Origin of the sequence: Butyrivibrio sp. DSM 10294 (assembly GCF_028539135.1) — a bacterium.
Classification (GTDB): domain Bacteria; phylum Bacillota; class Clostridia; order Lachnospirales; family Lachnospiraceae; genus Butyrivibrio.
Genome location: NZ_JANSWL010000087.1, coordinates 353,125 through 370,363 on the forward strand (window position 1 = coordinate 353,125; position 17,239 = coordinate 370,363).

Sequence of the window (17,239 nt, forward strand, 5' to 3'; positions counted from 1 at the left end):
TATTAACCCGACGATACAATAATAGCATAGATCAGCCGATATTGTACTTACGCTTCTGGGCAGGGGTAAGGGCTGCGTCTTCGCCGAACTGCTCTTTGGCTTCCTCGATCAATTCTTCATAGGTCCTTCTCCTGACTTTCCGAAGCTTTCCTCCCGACTCATAGATGATCACTTTATTGTACTTGGAAATATAGGTTGCACCACCGGGGAACTTTCCAAGCAAGCTATAGTTGTCAAGATCAAAGATATACATGCCGTTATAGTAACCAAAAGCAAGTTCATTCTTCTGCGTATATTCTTCCATACCGGTTTCGGTCACACGTGACGCGCTCATTTCAACCATGAAATCATGGGTATTACGGTCAAAGATTCTGAAGTACGAATCATCTCCATACAAAAATATCATGGAGTCATCCGATGAAATACCAAAAGAACTCGAAACGCTATCCGGATAAAACTCTATTTCCTCAACTACAGTTTTGTTTTCTATATCATACAGTCTTACCATTCCATCGCTGCAGCAGAGAAGGAGATATTTCTCATCACTGCTTAGTTTTATATTATTATCTACTCCGCCAATATGTAAATTTTTTTCCAGCAATGTTGTTTCAAGAGTGTCCGGATCCAAACTGTACAGCCACCCGTTTATCGTACTGATAAACACTCTCTTATCATCGCAAACCACAGCACCGTTTATACGCCCCGGCAAAACCATTGTTCCTTCAATCAGTTTCTTTTTCTCTGACAGGTCAACAAGCATGACGCCATCAAATGTGGCATAAAAAAAATGGTACTTATGTCCGGGAGAAACTGCATTTTCCCAATAATAATTATCTGTATCCAGGTTCGTTTCATGAAGTTCTCCTGTGCTTATCGTATACCAGCCAAAAGCACCGGAAGCTCCTGTAAACATAATCGTATCTTCATCAGCATAAAAAACATCTTCATGCCGAACACCATGCGCAGTAAAACTGTCAAGTTTTTTATCCGTCTCGGAATCATACAGAGTAATTTCTACGAGATTATTGTCATCATCTAACCCTTCCTTATAGCTCACAGCGCATAAATAGGTGCTCTCATCGGGACTGGCCCCAAGACTGAGAGAACCGATTCTGACACTATCCACATCTTCTATAGCCTTATCCGCTCTGATATTAAGTATTCTGATATCTGGAGAATTAATACTGGTAGAAACATATTGACCACCTGCAATTTCAAGTTGAACAATACGTTTTCCCACGTTCCCGGCATTTTCCTCTGAAGTTGCCTCTGTTTCCGCATTGAACAAATACAGATTTCCGTTGTAAGTACATACAAAAGCATTCTCATTCTCAGGGAAGTACATCATTTTCGTTATATAACTCTCAGGAACAGTGTATCTGTTAATAAGCTCTCCCGTGTGAAGGTCCAACGTATATAAGGACTTGCCCGCCGCAATAAGGATCTGATCGTGAGTACCTTCATCATCCGAAAAATTCCTTGATACTATGCGCCAATAATCACAGGCATATGAATTATCATTGTAGAAGGTATACTCTTTTTCAAAAACAGGTTCGCTGCTATCCTCGTCAAATCTCTGAACCATCATGGGGGCAGGATCCTGATCGTAATAAGAGGATTTCATGATACTTGCAACAACAAGTCCGCCGTCATCGGTATAACCAATAGCCACAACCATGTTGCCCCAGATTGTAAGGTCTCTTTTTTCGTCGGTCTCTATGTCTATTTCGGCCACCATGTTAGTATCCTGATAAACTATGGCAACCTGACGGCAATCCTCTGAAAACGCCATCTCAAAATCAAAAAAATTACCGGTTCCGCGACCCTTTTCCCCAACGAGTATTCCTGTGCTTGTGTCATAAACACTTATTATGTCATAGGAGCTCACAGCCACCAATTTGTACGCTATGTCAAAACATGCCCTATAGTTTTCTTTTCTAAAAGAAACCTTATATACTTCATTACCATCTGCGTCTATGGCAAGAAGTTCGTTTGCCGCCACAAAATAGGCTGTATTCCCCCTTATTCCAACACCAAGGATTTTCTGCCTGTCACTATTATTATCATCCGTTTTTTCAATGATGGCACCCTCTACCAGCTTTTCTCCGGTTCGGGCATCCCAGATATAATAATTGTAATACGCATCATAACTGGCGATATAAGTTCCTTCAGCGTTAATCGCACACTTTACAACCGTCGCTTTATGCTTAAGAAGTCTGTCGGTAGTCAGTTCATGTCCAAGGCTATAGCAGTCCAGAGCATTGGCAAGTGCAACCTCAGCATCCGCCACAAGGGGCCTGTCATCGTCCTCCTTGGGAAGTCCCTCCATTGCTATCAGTGCCGCAGTCTTCCTGTCTCCTTCCGCAAGAACCTCTGCGGAAGTCTTGGCAAGGACCCTGGACTCGTTAATAAGCTTTTGTCTGTAGTTCTCGTTAATCCTGTTGAGATTGTAGGCATTGTAGGCGCCAAAGGCTGTTCCGGCCAGTGCCACGGCTGCGGCGGCCAAAACCATCCTTCTCATCACACGCTCTCTTCTTCGCCGTCTCAGGTCCTCGTAGTCAACTCCCAGAATTGCAGCCACAAGGCGAAGGCTCTCGCTCTTAATCTTGTGCCTTATCTCTCTGTAGTTCTCTCCCCTCACGTCTGCTGCCAGCGGCTCCACCGGATTACCGAAATCATCGGTCATTATCTGATGGGGAAAAGAGTCCTCGGGCTCTCCTTCTGCCAGAACCGCCAGCACATTTTCTCTGCCGTGAAGTGCGATGAAGGTGTCGATCTCCTTCATGACCCAGGCAGACTCTTTAGTCTGCGGCGTGCAGATAACCACCAGAAACTCAGACTCCCTGAGGGCTGCCTCAATATTTTCACCAAGATCGCTCCCAATAGGAAGCTCCTCCTGGTCTCTGAACACTCGCTGAACTCTCTTTTTTCCCGTAAGCTTCCGAATCTTTCTCGGAATTCCGGCGGTCTCCAGAGCTCTGTGTATCCCCTTTGCCACAAACATGTCCTTCTCAAGGTGTCTGTAGCTTATAAACGCATCATATTTCATACTCAATCTCTTCTCCGGGTTCAGGGAAATCAGCGAACGCCGTATCTCCTTTTTTCGCGCTCCGTCAAGGTGCAGTCTCCATACTCTTCTTTGGCATCCTGTATCAGTTCATCCACTGACCTGACTTTGAATCTGCGCAGGATTCTTCTGGTATTTGCAATTATGTATTCGCCGTTATGAAGGTAAGCTTTTCCATGTTCACATTGAATGAAATAATTGTATGAATCCATATCCAGTATTATCATGCCATCCGTATTGATAAAGACCAGTCGTCTGTTCTCTGTATCCTCCTTGAACTTCCTGACCTCCTTACATACGGAATACGCTTCATAAACATATTCGTGGGTCTTCAGATCATAGATCTTAATATACAGATCCCTTCCCTGCATATAGAGCTTGGATCCATCTTCGGAAACATCGACAAAGCAGTCGCTCTCCATATCGCAATCAACAACCTCCAGGACCTTACAGGTATCAGCATCGCACACCCTGAGCATCCCATCCTTGCATCCCACCAGCAGATATTTATCATCAGTGCTCAACCAAAAGCATCTCACTTCGAAATCCTGCAGAATTTCCTCCACGGTACCCTTTTCCACATTTGCTTTGCAAAAACGGTTATTGTTGGAAATATAGAATAAGCTTTTAGCATCTCCGGTAAATTCCGCATATAATCCCGGTGCATTATCATACTCGTCCCATTCTGCAATTGTCTGATCGGACACAACCTTTTTGCTGCAGACATCCACAATAGCAAGACGCCCACCATACTTCTCGACCTCAGCCATATAGAGTCCATTATTGGAAAAATATGATTCCTCCATGACAGGATCAGGAATTGCTCGTATTTGCTCATGTTTGTCACTGCTTATGGAATAATAGCTTATGATTCCATCCTGACCGGGAACGACTATGGTATCGTCATCTGTAAAATATGCCTGACTGCCATAGCAGTCCTTAGCTTTGAAGGATGCCAGTTTATCCCCGCTCTCCGTATCATATACGGTAATCTCAGGATTGGACATCTCCTCCATATCATCGGAAGGATAGTATATACAGAACTTTTTTCCGTCAGGGCTCTCAGAAATATAAGAGCTGTAGTCATCGCGGGGATCCTCATTTTTTTCCAAAACAAGCGAATCCTTGCCGGCTCTCTGCGTCAGCAGGAACAGATTTCTGTTCTTGTAGCTTCTTACTATCAAAAGGCCGTCACTGAAGCGCAGATCCAGTATTCCGGCTTTTATCTCTGTAATATTCTTGTCATAAGCAATTCCGGTTTTGCCATCCAAGACAATGTAAGTTCCAAGCAGGGTTCCGATACCCACATCGCTGCTGTCCTTGTCATACACAACTCCGGTGATCTCACTGTCGGGAGAATATTTGCCGATAAGTTCACCGTTTTGCTGATCAAGAAGGTAAAAGGTCTTGCCGGCTACCAGCATCACTTCTGAGTATTCCTTGCCGTCAACAGTGTACTTCCTCGAATTGATCTTGCACCCGATGCTGTACTTAGTCGAATTGTCAAACATATACTCTTTTTCAAAAATCTGTTGACAGGTATCCACATCAAACTTCTCAACAGTCATGGGTTTGGATACATAAGTTTTGTAATCCTCCTCCGGCATACTGCAGGTCCAGAATTGTCCGTCTGTAGTAAAATTCATGGCAAGAATATAGTCATATTTGGGTTCAACAACCATATAGCCCATATCCAGAAGGAATATTGCAACACATCGATGATCATTATCATCTTTACATACCACAGCGACGATATCATTTCCAAATAAAAGTACCTGATTCTGATAATCCCCTTCTTCAACAGGTGCGTAAGCATCTATCTGCTCACCGGTAGCGGTATCATAGACTGCCAGCCTCTCACTGGTAGTTACCACTACTCTTTCTCCGGTCTGGGAAAAATCTACCCCTGCAAACATACCTTCTATGGTCCCCATATTAAGCGGAACATCATACAACTTATTGCCTTCTTTGTCATATGCACAGAGACTGTAATCCGTAACCACAACAGCAGTGGAATTGTAGCTGCGTACATCAAGAATTATCTCCGCATAGCCATCTCCAAACTCAGGCTTCACCTGACACAAAAGCTCCCCGCTAGCGGTATCCCACATATAGACCTCGTCAGTCTCCGTATATGAGACCACATAACCGGTGTCGGGATCGTAGTCAAAATCCTCGACTTGCACGTCGTGCTGAAGAACTCTGTCATAACTGAGCTCTTCCCCAATATCATAGGTTCCTAAGGCCATAGAAAGAGAATATGCCGCAGTTGATACATAGGGCCTGTCACCCCCGAATCCGGGAAGCCCTGCCATAGCTATCTTAGCTGCAGTTTTTCTGTCACCGCTTTCAAGGATATTTGTTGATTTTTCGGCGAGTGTCGCTGATTCCACGATAAGCATCTCCCTGTAATTCTCGTTTATTCTGGCCAGGTTCCAGGCACTGTACAGGCCAAAAGCCACACCAAGAGCAGCTACAGCCACGGCGATTCTCATATTTCTTTTAACAACTCGCTCTTTGTGGCGCTGTCTTAAGTCGTCATAGTCGCAGCCAAGGATTGACGCCGCAAGGCGAAGGCTTTCGGTTTTGATCTTATTTGCAATATCTCCTTTGGAATAACCTCTGACATCTGCGGCAAGAGGTTCTCTGGGATTGCCTAGAGCATCGGACAGAAGCTGCGGCGGAAAAGACTCCTCCGGCTCCCCCTCTGCAAGAACTGCCAGAACATGATTTCTTCCCCTGAGTGATATAAAGGTATCTATCTCCTTCATGACCCAGGCAGACTCTTTGGTCTGTGGCGTACAGATAACAATAAGATACTCGGACTCACGAAGAGCCGCTTCTATTTTTTCACCAAGGTCGCTTCCGATGGGAAGCTCATCCTGGTCTCTGAATACTCTCTGAATCTTCTTTTTGCCTGTAAGCTGCTGAATCTTTTTGGGAATTTTGGCAGTCTCCAGCGCTTTGTGTACCCCCTTGGCTACATACATATCCCTCGGAAGGTGTCTGTAGCTTATAAATGCATCATATTTCATACCTTTTCTCCCAATGCAAAAGTGCGACTCCATCTTATAAGATTTGCACAAAAATGTAAACTTTTATTACAATACTTTTACTGATTTTTTATTGAACTATAAAAAAGTGCGTGCTATACTACATTAGTTTGAAAACAGATGGATTTTTTTACATATTAATAGGAGAAATAATTTATGAAGCAGACAAGAAATGATGTAAGAAACGTTGCTATTATTGCCCACGTTGACCATGGTAAGACTACCCTCGTTGACGGACTTCTTCGCCAGAGCGGTGTTTTCCGTCAGGGTCAGGACGTTGTTGAGCGTGTAATGGACTCCGGCGATATCGAGCGTGAGCGTGGTATTACTATCATGTCCAAGAATACTGCTATCACATATAAGGATATCAAGATCAATATCATCGATACTCCCGGCCACGCAGATTTCGGTGGAGAGGTTGAGCGAGTTCTGAAGATGGTTAACGGCGTTATCCTTGTTGTTGACGCTTTTGAAGGCCCCATGCCTCAGACCAAGTTCGTTCTTGGTAAGGCTATGGATCTTGGTCTTCCCGTTATCGTATGCGTTAACAAGATCGACAGACCCGAGGCAAGACCTAATGAAGTTATCGACGAAGTTCTCGAGCTTCTTATGGACCTTGGAGCAGATGACAACCAGCTTGATTGTCCTTTCGTATTTGCATCAGCCAAGGCAGGAACTTCTTCACTTAGCGTTGATGAGCAGGGCACAGATATGAAGCCCCTTCTTGATACAATCATCAACTACATTCCTGCTCCTGTAGGCGATCCTGATTCCAGCACACAGGTACTTATCAGCACAATCGACTACAACGAGTACGTTGGACGTATCGGTGTAGGTAAGGTAGACAACGGTGTTGTTAAGGTTAACCAGGAGGTTATTGTAGTTAACCACCATGAGCCTGAGCGCCGCATCAAGACCAAGATCGGTAAGCTCTATGAGTACGACGGACTTGGAAGAGTTGAGGTTCAGGAGGCCAAGATCGGTTCTATCGTTGCTATTTCAGGTATCGAGGACCTTAAGATCGGTGATACACTTTGCTCAGTTGACAATCAGGTTGCTATTCCTTTCCAGAAGATCTCTGAGCCTACAATTTCTATGAACTTTATCGTTAATGACTCTCCTCTTGCAGGTCAGGAAGGTAAGTACGTAACATCAAGACACCTTCGTGACAGACTCTACAGAGAGCTTAACACCGACGTTTCTCTTCGTGTTGAGGATACAGATACAACAGAGACCTTCAAGGTATCAGGACGTGGTGAGCTTCACCTGTCAGTTCTTATCGAGACCATGCGTCGTGAGGGCTTTGAGTTCGCAGTAAGTAAGGCTGAGGTTATCTACCACACAGACGAGCAGGGCCACAAGCTTGAGCCTATGGAGAAGTGCTACATCGATGTTCCTGATGAATTCTCAGGAAGCGTTATCCAGAAGCTTGGTGAGAGAAAGGGTGAGCTTGTAAACATGGGCGCAGGTAACGGCGGCTATACACGTATCGAGTTCAACATTCCTTCCCGTGGACTTATCGGTTACAGAGGTGAGTTCATGACAGATACCAAGGGTAACGGTATCATCAATACTATTTTTGACGGATATGCTCCTTACAAGGGAGATATGAACTATAGAAAGACCGGTTCCGTAATCGCATTCGAGAGCGGCGAAGCTACAGCTTACGGCCTCTTCAATGCTCAGGACCGTGGACAGCTCTTCATCAAGACCGGTGACAAGGTTTACTCCGGAATGGTTATCGGAACCAGCGGAAAGAGCGAGGACGTTGAGGTTAATGTCTGCAAGACCAAGCACCTCACCAACACGAGAACTTCTTCCTCAGATGAAGCTCTTCGTCTTGTTCCACCTCGTATCATGTCACTGGAGCAGTGCATCGAGTTCATCGATAACGACGAGCTCCTTGAGGTAACACCTACATCACTTAGAATCCGTAAGAGAATTCTTGATCCTACTCTCAGAAAGAGAGCTAATTTCAAAAATAACGCAAAGTAATATTTATCCCGGACGCCCTAAGGCAGACAAATGCCTTAGGGCTGTTCCCTTTATTACGGTATCAGTGTACTCTCCGATTGATACTTCAGTCACAGATACTACTCCCTCGAAATCCTCAATAATTCCCCTAAAAATACTATGATTATCAAAATATCGGTATAGGAAAAGCCCCGAAAAGCACGCATATTGCAAGTAAATACCAGCAGGCGTGTATAAATCATCTTAATAAACAGCTTATGAGCACTTGAGAAAAGAAATTCTTCTACCAGAAGTGCCATTGTATCACAATCCCGTCAAGTTTTAGGCTGAACGAACACGCATGGTGCGCTTCTGCTTACTACTGCGTGCTGCACCTCCGATACGCATACACGTATATTCTGTTTGAATGATTTCTGGCGTCCTGTTCTCAGCACATGATCTCCCTCACATTCAGATCAGATAATATCCTTTATCACCCTGGGTAATGGTAATCTGACCTTCACATTTCTGGGTGAGGCCATCGGTGATCCTGGTGATGTCTGCTTCACGGACGCAGATGTCGAATTCTACGTCAGCTTCGTAGCGGGAATCTGCGATGGGGATTTCGTTCTGATTAAGATAATATTGGACGTTGTTTATCATGTTGTAGCCTACCTTAAGGGTGAGCTTCTGAGAATAGACCTTCTCTCCCACTTCACTGGCTGCAAGCCCTGCCTGAGCAGCCTGAGTGTAGGCTCTGACAAGTCCGCCGGTTCCAAGGAGAACGCCGCCAAAGTATCTGGTCACGATTACCAGGACGTTGGTGATTCCTGCTCCGGTGATCACTTCCAATATAGGCTTGCCTGCGGTTCCCGAAGGTTCTCCGTTATCACTGCATCTGGTGTTCTCACTGTTTTCCCCGATCACAAATGCATAGCAGTTATGTCTTGCATCCCAGTATTTCTTGGATATCTCCGCAATCTTCTGCTCTGCCTCTTCCTGGGATTCCACTGAGAAGACGTTAGCAATAAAGCGGGACTTCTTCTCTACTATCTCCCCGCTGCCGTTTTTAGTTATTACTTTATAGGATTCCAATTTTCCCATTATTCAATCACCTTTTATCAATTCTTATATGGTCTATCTTAACATGAGGTAATTGTATTGGCTACCGTACGCCACCCTTGAAAAAGAAGAACCACATCCATGTTGTGTCACCATCGAATGCCTTTGCTCTGTCCTAACATAAAAGGAAATTGATGGCGGAATTTTTATCACTGCGGTCCATTTCGGTCTGCGCTGGGGCTCCCGTCCTCCTTCACCCTCTTATGTTCCGGGCAGCAAAAACCTCCCGGGTGGCACAACCTCGGGGGATGTGGTATAATTGGTAGGTTAAAATGGACTAAAAGCGAGGTTTTATATATGAACTATGGAAAAAGGGGTATCGTGAAGCAGGCAAGAGCCATGAATTCCGGTACCGACAAATGGGGAAAGAAGCTGAGTCTCTTCGGTTTCTACCTTGTCCTGGCATCGATAATCGGACTGGTCATCATAGGTTCCAGTGCAGGAATTGGTGTATTTAAGGGCATCATAGACACAGCTCCTGACATCACTAACATAAACGTAACACCTACAGGTTTCTCCACCTTTGTATACGACACCGACGGCAATCAGATCGCCAAGCTGGTATCCACAGACTCCAACCGTATTCCTGTTACCAAGGATATGATCCCGGAGAACCTGTCCCACGCCTTCGTTGCCATCGAGGATGAGCGTTTCTATGAGCACAACGGTATCGATATTCAGGGTATCATCCGTGCCGGATTCGTAGGTCTTTCCTCCGGTGAGTTTTCACAGGGTGCCAGTACCATTACACAGCAGCTCCTTAAGAACAACGTCTTTTCCGGATGGACCAACGAGAGTAAGCTCCAGAGTGTTAAGCGTAAGATCCAGGAGCAGTACCTGGCTATCCAGCTTGAGAAGAACATGAGCAAGGAGGACATTCTCCTTAACTATATGAACACCATCAACCTTGGTTCCAACACCCTTGGTGTTCAGGCTGCTTCACTTCGTTATTTCAACAAGTCCTGCAGCGACCTGTCACTTTCGGAATGTGCGGTAATCGCGGCTATCACTCAGAACCCCAGCCGTTTCAACCCGATCACTCATCCGGAAAAGAATATGGAGAGAAGAAACAAGGTTCTCGGCAACATGCTCAAGCATAACTACATCACACAGATTGAGTATGACAAGGCCGTTGCTGATGATGTTTACTCCCGTATCCAGACCATTAACCAGGAGACAGGTGGCGACAACACCATCAACTCCTACTTTGTTGATGCCCTTACCAATGATGTTCTTGACGACCTTATTTCAGCAGGTTACAACGAGACACAGGCCTACACACTTCTTTACAGCGGCGGTCTTAAGATCTACTCAACTCAGAACCCCCGCATTCAGAAGATCTGTGATGATGTATATCAGAACGAAGACAACTATCCTGCAAGTACCAAGTATCTTCTTGATTACAAGCTTTCGGTACAGGCTTCCGACGGAACCGTGACCAATCACAGCTCCGAGATGTTTACAGCTTATTTCAAGCAGAGCCAGAAGAACTTCAACATGATCTTCGACTCCCACGATGCAGCTAATGAAGCTATCGAAGAGTACAAGTCAGTTGTCATGAACGAAGGCGACACTGTTATAGGCGAGACCATCAATCTCCTTCCGCAGCCTCAGGTTTCCATCACCGTTGAGGAGCAGTCCACCGGTTATATCGTAGCCATGGTAGGTGGAAGAGGTGCCAAGACAGCTTCAAGAACCCTGAACAGAGCTACAGATTCCTACAGACAGCCCGGTTCAACCTTTAAGATTCTGTCAACCTATGCGCCGGGTATCGACAGCGCAGGTCTGACACTTGCGACAGTATTTAATGATGCTCCTTTTGCTTACTCCGATGGCACACTGGTTAGAAACTGGTGGGGCTCAGAGTACAGAGGACTTAACAATGTAAGAACAGCCATCAAGGATTCCATGAACGTAATTGCCGTTGAGGCACTTACCCTTATCAATCCTCAGCTTGGCTTTGACTACCTCAAGAACTTTGGTTTCTCAACCCTTGTTGAAAATGAAGTTATTAACGGCAAAGTCTTCTCAGATATCCAGCAGTCAACTGCTCTGGGCGGACTGACCAAGGGTGTTAAGAACTATGAGCTTAACGCAGCCTACGCTTCTATCGCCAACGGCGGTGTTTACATCAAGCCCAAGCTCTACACCAAGATCGTTGACCACGACGGCAATGTCATCCTGGACAACACCGAAGCAGAGAGTAAGCGAGTACTCAAGGAAACCACAGCATTCCTGTTAACAAGTGCAATGCAGGACGTTGCAACTTCAGGAACCGGCGCTTCCGTCAACTTCGGAACAACAGCCATTGCTGGTAAAACAGGTACAACCTCCGATTACGTCGATGTATGGTTCGCAGGTTACACCAACTATTACACAGCAACAACCTGGGCCGGCTACGACAACAATGTAAACATGAAGGACACAGCGGAAAAGAATCTTGCCAAGACCCTTTGGAGAAAGGTTATGGAGCAGGTTCACGCCGACCTTCCTTATTCATCCTTTACAATGCCAAGCGGCATCGTAAGCGCAACAGTATGTTCAAGATCAGGCAAACAGCCTATTGCAGGCCTTTGCGACGGAACACTTTATTCGGAATACTTCGAAGAGGGAACCGTTCCCACAGAGAGCTGTAACGTACACTACGGCGGAGTTATGTGCGCGATAGACGGCATCCCCGCAACAGAGAACTGCCCTTGCAAGACCAGCGGTGTCTTTGAGCTGACACCGGAGGTTCCGGCAGCGCTTCAGTCAGGATTTGTTAACTATACGCCAACCAACTCGGCTTACACCACCGTCACCGATGAGAATGGCAATGTGACCACGGTTCTGAATCAGTGTCACCACACACCGGAATTCATGTCACAGCCCGGAATTGAAGGAATAATCCAGGGCGAACAGGCAGCCAAGGCAGCCGCTGCTGCCGCAAACGGAGAGCAGCCTGCAGCTGCTCCTCAACCTGAACAGCCGGCAGCACCTGCAGAGCAACCGGCAGCTACCGAGCAGCCCGCAGCTCCTGCACCGGCTCAGCCCGAACAGCCGGCACCTGCACCTTCGCCGGGAGGTTGATTTAGACGAACTTAAAAAGAAGAGATGTCACCTCATAGACATCTCTTCTTTTTTTGGACGGTTGCGAGTCAATGGGGACGGTTTTTATACCAACAGAACCGTCCCCATTGGTATAAAAACCGTCCCCATTGACTCACAGCCGTCCCCTTGTCATCTCCCGTCCCCTATCTCTCATCAAATCTTATGCTTCCGGGTATAAATTACATAATAAATAGCAAACAGCACCGACGTCGTTATCCACGTGATCGGATAACTCGCCTCCACCGTCTCGATCGTGCGATTAAGTGGAAATGCTATCAGTATCCAGCTGACACGAAGAAGGCATATACCACTTAACGTAATAAACATCGGCACCAGAGCTGTTCCCATGCCTCTTAGAGTTCCGGAGAAGATCTCAACTCCGATATAAGTCACATAGAATGGTGCCAGATACTTGATCATCTGAACGCCGATATCTATAACATTCTTATTGTCCACGAATATGTACAGGAAACCTTTTCCATAAAAATACAAAATAACACTGAGCGGTATCGTAATGATCAATGCAATCAGCGCCGCCTGCCTTGTGCTCTTGTGAACTCTGTCATACTTGCCGGCGCCAAAGTTCTGTCCCACAAAGGTGGTAACTGACGTTCCAAGGGAGCTGATGGTCATCCAGAACAGAACATCTATCTTACCGTAGGCAGCCCAGGCCGCTGCGGCATCCTTGCCAAACTCATTTATTGAGGACTGGATCAGGATATTGGACAGAGTGTACATGGTGGTCTGAATGCCCGCAGGAAGACCGATTCTGATTATCCTTGAGACCATTGAAGGGTCAAAGCCAAGTTTTTTAAACTCAAACTTGTAGCAGTCGGTACTTCGCATAAGCATCACAATAATGATGACCGCGCTGATGAGCTGACACAGCACTGTGGCAACAGCAACGCCGATAACGCCGTAAGTAATGCCCATTTTGCCCATGCCTAGAACGATGACAAAAAATACGTCAAGAATGATATTTGCAAAGCAGCTGACGATCAGTACGTACAGAGGCCTTTTGGAGTCTCCCACGGCCCTTAAGATACCCGCACCCATGTTGTAGACAAGGTTGGGAATCATGCCCGCAAAATAGATTTTAAGATAGATTGTGGAGGCTTCCACGGTCTCAACAGGGGTTTTCATCACCCCTATGATCCAGGAGGAAATCAGGAAGCCTACAAGGGTAATAACAGCGCCTCCCGCAAGGGCAATTGCTATGGCAGTGTGTACCGCCTTGCTAACTTCTTTCCGGGACTTAGCCCCGAAGAACTGGGCTATTACCACCGTGGCTCCCGAAGACAGTCCCATAAAAAAGCCCACAAAAAGACTGGTCACCATGGCGGCAGATCCACCAACGGCGGCCAGCGCATCGCTTCCTACAGCCCTTCCCACGATAACGGCATCCACTGTATTATAAAACTGCTGAAAGAACGCCCCCAGAAGGAGCGCTCCAAAATATGAGAGCATGCTCTTCCAGATGACGCCCTCGGTTATGCTATTTTCATTGGTATTACTCTTTGATAAAAACATTGCTTCCTCTATATCTCAAAGGAACGTTTACGGAATAACCTTAAGAAGAACCTGCTGCAGGAAAAGACCTCCCACAATCATAACCGCCAGTCCCGGAATGGTCATGGCCCAGTAAGTTCCAACGTTGTACTTAAAGCCCTTCCAGCACTTGCCAATTCTAAGTAGTGCCATGAAGTAGAAGCAGATAAAAGGCAAAGTAACCACCGCCAGAACCTGATAGGTAAACAGCGCAAAGCAGAAAGTCCCGATCATGGCTCCAAGCCACAGCTTCATAAGCGAATCCTTGGGATGCTTGTCGGTAACCTCCAGTGTTCTCTGGGATATCTCATCCACGTCCATGTATATCTTCTTAAAATTCAATGTAAAACGGCCTTCGTATTCCTTGAGTCCCTTGGCCTCGTAATCTACATTTTCACCCCAATTCCCCATTTTCACACACTCCTTGTATAATGTGATGCCCACAATAGACAGGTGAGCAACTAACATTATAAACATACCACAGGTGAATGACAAGGGTATGACAGTGGAAGGTTCTTATGCTTTTTTCCTTTACTTCTTTTCCTGGATATTTACGTCAATCTTGTTATATGGAATCTCAATGCAGCCGTCCTTAAGGGCCTTGAACACTGAGGTATTGATCTCATCCTTAATTACTTCGCTTCTGACGTATGACGGGAAGCGAACTGTGGCTCCCATAATAAGGGCGCTGTCCTCAAGGGACAGGAAATAGACACATCTGCTGTTGGGAACCTTCTCATCGTACTTATCCTCATTAATGGTAAGAGGACAATCGCAGATAGTCTTACGGATTATCTCTTTTGCCTTGTCAATGTCGCAGTCATAGCTGACGGGGAATTTGAAGGTTGCGGACCTTGGAACTTCGCCGTAACTGTAGCTTATGACTTTCATTGAATTGGCACTGCTATTGGGGATTATGGCCTTGGTGGTGTCTAAGAGGCTCACCACAACGTGCCTTAGATTCAGGGACTCTATAACTCCTGTGGTCCCGTCAGCGAATTCTACGCGGGAGCCCACATCGAAGGGCTTGTAGATACTTATCTGAAGTCCCGCAAACATGTTTTTTACTGCTTCCTGGGCTGCAAAACCAACAACCGCTGCCACAACTGCAGTACTGCCAAGTAGAGACCTGGCAATCTGTTTACCGCCAAGAGGCAGCACAACAAAGATAACAATAAGTGCAAATGTAAGAGTTTTTTCTATGAACTGAAGAGTCAGGCTTTTGCCTTTCTTCTTCTCCAGCGTTGCAAATACTATTTTCTTAATCTTAAGGAGCAGGAAAAAGAATCCTATGTACAAAATGAGCAGTATAGCCCCAGCAATGATACCGATCAATATCACTTTATTTAAGTCCACGTTTCCCAGTACATCCTTCACCGCATCTAATAATATGATATAGGGGTCACTCATGATTCTCTCCTTCCCGAAAGGTAACGATTACAAATGATAAAAGAAGGGAGCACAGAATAAACTATTTCATTATTGTCTGCGCTCCCATTTCTATGCTGCTAAATTAGTATCACTTCTTAACAGCCTGAAGCATCACAGCAAGCCTGGATACAAACTGTGTAAGAGGCTGTGTCTGGAGGATAATATGACCGGGGCCTGTAACTACTGTATTGAAGAGACCTTCGCCGCCGAAGAGGATGTTTCCAACGCCCTTGATCATAACGATGTCGATTGAGCAGGTCTCATCCATCATTACAAGGTATCCGGTATCAATTGTCATCTTCTCGCCTGCAGCAAGATCATACTCAACTGCTCCGCCGTCGATTTCAAGAAGAACAGAGCCGTTTCCGGAAAGTTTGTTCATGATGAAGCCTTCACCACCAAACAGACCTGAACCGATCTTCTTCTGGAAGAAGATATCAAGGTTAACTCCCTCATCCATTGCAAGAAATGACCCCTTCTGAACTACGATGGGCTTTCCTGTAATATCGACCTTACGGATCTCACCGGGTGAGCATGCGCCAATTGCAAGTATTCCTGCGCTCTCAGCTACATAGCGGTTCATGAAAAGAGACTCACCTGAAAATGCACGTCCCAACATCTTGCCAAGTCCGCCGCCGGTACTGGTCTCCATCTTAATCCCGCCGTTCATCCAGGACATTGCTCCTGTTTCACACATGAGAGCTTCCCCTGCTGCCATATCACAGATAGCTACCGGGAAATTTCCGCCTTTGATTTCACAATTCATATATTACCCTCCTAATTAAATTGTTTATGGGTTACAAAAAAATCTGTACTTCTTGAATTTTTAAATTGCCTACAACCTCCTCATTATTATACAATAATTCGTTCATATGTGTGCAAAATAAAAAAGCCTTCCAATTGATTCATGGAAAGCTTTTTAATACTGCGGGTGACAGGACTTGAACCTGCACGGTCGCCCACTGGAACCTAAATCCAGCGCGTCTGCCAATTCCGCCACACCCGCATGAGCATATGCTCAGTACAAGAGTAGATTATACATCAATTTAATCCTCTTGTCACCTATACTCACGGGGTCAGATCAAAATTTTCACAACATCATCCAAACATATAAACATAGGCCCTGCCGGAAGAATCCTTGGTAATATAGAAGTGAACATCCCTTGTCATAGCAATTTGGCCGGAATGAAAAATCTGATACCATGCCGCAACCTTCTCGCCATGGATCCTCTCAGCCAGTTCATGGGTAAAAGCGGCAGGAAGCCAGACTCCGTTTTCTTCGTCATCGTCGTACTCACATTCTCTGATGCCCGCTTCCTTGAACCTCTGCTTCATCACCTTGATATCCTTCTTGTCGATTTCGATACAGATATATGCATACTCTTCCGTATCATCCTGAGGTTTGACATTTCCCTCTGCAGATACTGCTATATCCCTTATCTGAATCTCATTATAGGTCTCAAAGTAATCGATCAGTTCCTCGCCGGCTGCATCCGGATTTCTCTCAGGAACACTCCTGTCTCTGTTCATAACTGTAATTCCTCCAACAATAATCAATAACGCCAATATGGCGGCAGCAATAATATACCCTTTTTTCACTTTGACTTCCTCCGGTAGATACAGGAATTATTATAGCTTATGCCGGCTGTGTATCCCAGTCAACTTCACCACCTGCGCTTGGACCGCCGCCTGACATAGTGCACCTGTATTTTTTATCATATTTCTTCAACGTTTCCATCATCTCTTCAACAGTCATGAACTTCTTTTGCTAATGTATTAAGGCTCTCAGCAGTCTCAATAAAATTATTGACACTGCCCTTTAATGAGTCAGGTTTTATACTAAAATAACTCACAATAACACCCCCGATTTATTAGTCTTTGTTATTCTATCACCCGAAGATACCGGCATAAAGTGTCATTCGTCCGATTTCAAGTGCCATTCGTCAGAAAAAAGCGCAAGTTAGAACGCCTTATC

10 protein-coding genes and 1 tRNA gene are annotated in these 17,239 nt (G+C 45.5%); 2 read left to right on the top strand and 9 right to left on the bottom strand.

From position 1 onward, the window contains the following. Nucleotides 1-31: 31 nt before the first annotated feature. Nucleotides 32-3,049 carry a toll/interleukin-1 receptor domain-containing protein gene (locus tag NXH67_RS15415; protein ID WP_272797960.1) on the bottom strand — a complete coding sequence of 1,006 codons (3,018 nt, stop codon included), beginning with the start codon at nucleotides 3,047-3,049 and terminating at the stop codon, nucleotides 32-34. A 29-nt stretch (nucleotides 3,050-3,078) separates the two neighbouring features. Then, the gene (locus tag NXH67_RS15420; RefSeq protein ID WP_272797961.1) at nucleotides 3,079-6,102 is read right to left on the bottom strand and encodes a TIR domain-containing protein; all 3,024 of its coding nucleotides are present in this window, start codon (nucleotides 6,100-6,102) and stop codon (nucleotides 3,079-3,081) included. Between the two features lie 174 nt (nucleotides 6,103-6,276). On the opposite strand from NXH67_RS15420, the gene typA reads away from it, so the two are divergent. Continuing rightward, nucleotides 6,277-8,115: a translational GTPase TypA gene (typA, locus tag NXH67_RS15425; protein ID WP_022777620.1), complete on the top strand. Its 1,839-nt coding sequence runs from the start codon at nucleotides 6,277-6,279 to the stop codon at nucleotides 8,113-8,115. Nucleotides 8,116-8,544: 429 nt separating this feature from the next. On the opposite strand, the gene NXH67_RS15430 is transcribed toward typA, so the two are convergent. After that, nucleotides 8,545-9,177, bottom strand: coding sequence for a YigZ family protein (locus NXH67_RS15430; protein WP_272797962.1), 633 nt, complete (start codon nucleotides 9,175-9,177; stop codon nucleotides 8,545-8,547). Nucleotides 9,178-9,492: 315 nt separating this feature from the next. Between NXH67_RS15430 and NXH67_RS15435 the strand changes: the two genes are divergently transcribed. Continuing rightward, entirely contained in the window at nucleotides 9,493-12,264 is a 2,772-nt protein-coding gene (locus NXH67_RS15435) for a transglycosylase domain-containing protein (protein ID WP_272797963.1), read from the top strand. Between the two features lie 174 nt (nucleotides 12,265-12,438). Here NXH67_RS15435 and NXH67_RS15440 read toward each other — a convergent pair whose 3' ends face one another. The 6 genes from NXH67_RS15440 to NXH67_RS15465 all read right to left on the bottom strand — a co-directional run bounded on the left by NXH67_RS15440 (nucleotide 12,439) and on the right by NXH67_RS15465 (nucleotide 16,863). Further along, entirely contained in the window at nucleotides 12,439-13,815 is a 1,377-nt protein-coding gene (locus NXH67_RS15440; RefSeq protein WP_272797964.1) for an MATE family efflux transporter, read from the bottom strand. A gap of 27 nt (nucleotides 13,816-13,842) precedes the next feature. After that, entirely contained in the window at nucleotides 13,843-14,244 is a 402-nt protein-coding gene (locus NXH67_RS15445; RefSeq protein ID WP_272797965.1) for a hypothetical protein, read from the bottom strand. A 120-nt stretch (nucleotides 14,245-14,364) separates the two neighbouring features. Further along, the gene (locus NXH67_RS15450; protein ID WP_272797966.1) at nucleotides 14,365-15,243 is read right to left on the bottom strand and encodes a mechanosensitive ion channel family protein; all 879 of its coding nucleotides are present in this window, start codon (nucleotides 15,241-15,243) and stop codon (nucleotides 14,365-14,367) included. A 109-nt stretch (nucleotides 15,244-15,352) separates the two neighbouring features. Then, complete coding sequence (locus NXH67_RS15455; RefSeq protein WP_272797967.1) at nucleotides 15,353-16,030, bottom strand: TIGR00266 family protein; 678 nt, start codon at nucleotides 16,028-16,030, stop codon at nucleotides 15,353-15,355. A gap of 160 nt (nucleotides 16,031-16,190) precedes the next feature. Next, a tRNA-Leu gene (locus tag NXH67_RS15460) sits at nucleotides 16,191-16,270 on the bottom strand. A 92-nt stretch (nucleotides 16,271-16,362) separates the two neighbouring features. Beyond that, on the bottom strand, nucleotides 16,363-16,863 hold the full coding sequence (locus tag NXH67_RS15465; RefSeq protein ID WP_155830744.1) for a hypothetical protein: 501 nt from the start codon (nucleotides 16,861-16,863) through the stop codon (nucleotides 16,363-16,365). Nucleotides 16,864-17,239: the final 376 nt, after the last annotated feature.

Bases quoted from the DNA above. Each gene is read 5' to 3' on its own strand.
- NXH67_RS15415 (WP_272797960.1), bottom strand. From the start codon at position 3,049: ATGAAATATGATGCGTTTATAAGCTACAGACACCTTGAGAAGGACATG.
- NXH67_RS15420 (WP_272797961.1), bottom strand. From the start codon at position 6,102: ATGAAATATGATGCATTTATAAGCTACAGACACCTTCCGAGGGATATG.
- typA (WP_022777620.1), top strand. From the start codon at position 6,277: ATGAAGCAGACAAGAAATGATGTAAGAAACGTTGCTATTATTGCCCAC.
- NXH67_RS15430 (WP_272797962.1), bottom strand. From the start codon at position 9,177: ATGGGAAAATTGGAATCCTATAAAGTAATAACTAAAAACGGCAGCGGG.
- NXH67_RS15435 (WP_272797963.1), top strand. From the start codon at position 9,493: ATGAACTATGGAAAAAGGGGTATCGTGAAGCAGGCAAGAGCCATGAAT.
- NXH67_RS15440 (WP_272797964.1), bottom strand. From the start codon at position 13,815: ATGTTTTTATCAAAGAGTAATACCAATGAAAATAGCATAACCGAGGGC.
- NXH67_RS15445 (WP_272797965.1), bottom strand. From the start codon at position 14,244: ATGGGGAATTGGGGTGAAAATGTAGATTACGAGGCCAAGGGACTCAAG.
- NXH67_RS15450 (WP_272797966.1), bottom strand. From the start codon at position 15,243: ATGAGTGACCCCTATATCATATTATTAGATGCGGTGAAGGATGTACTG.
- NXH67_RS15455 (WP_272797967.1), bottom strand. From the start codon at position 16,030: ATGAATTGTGAAATCAAAGGCGGAAATTTCCCGGTAGCTATCTGTGAT.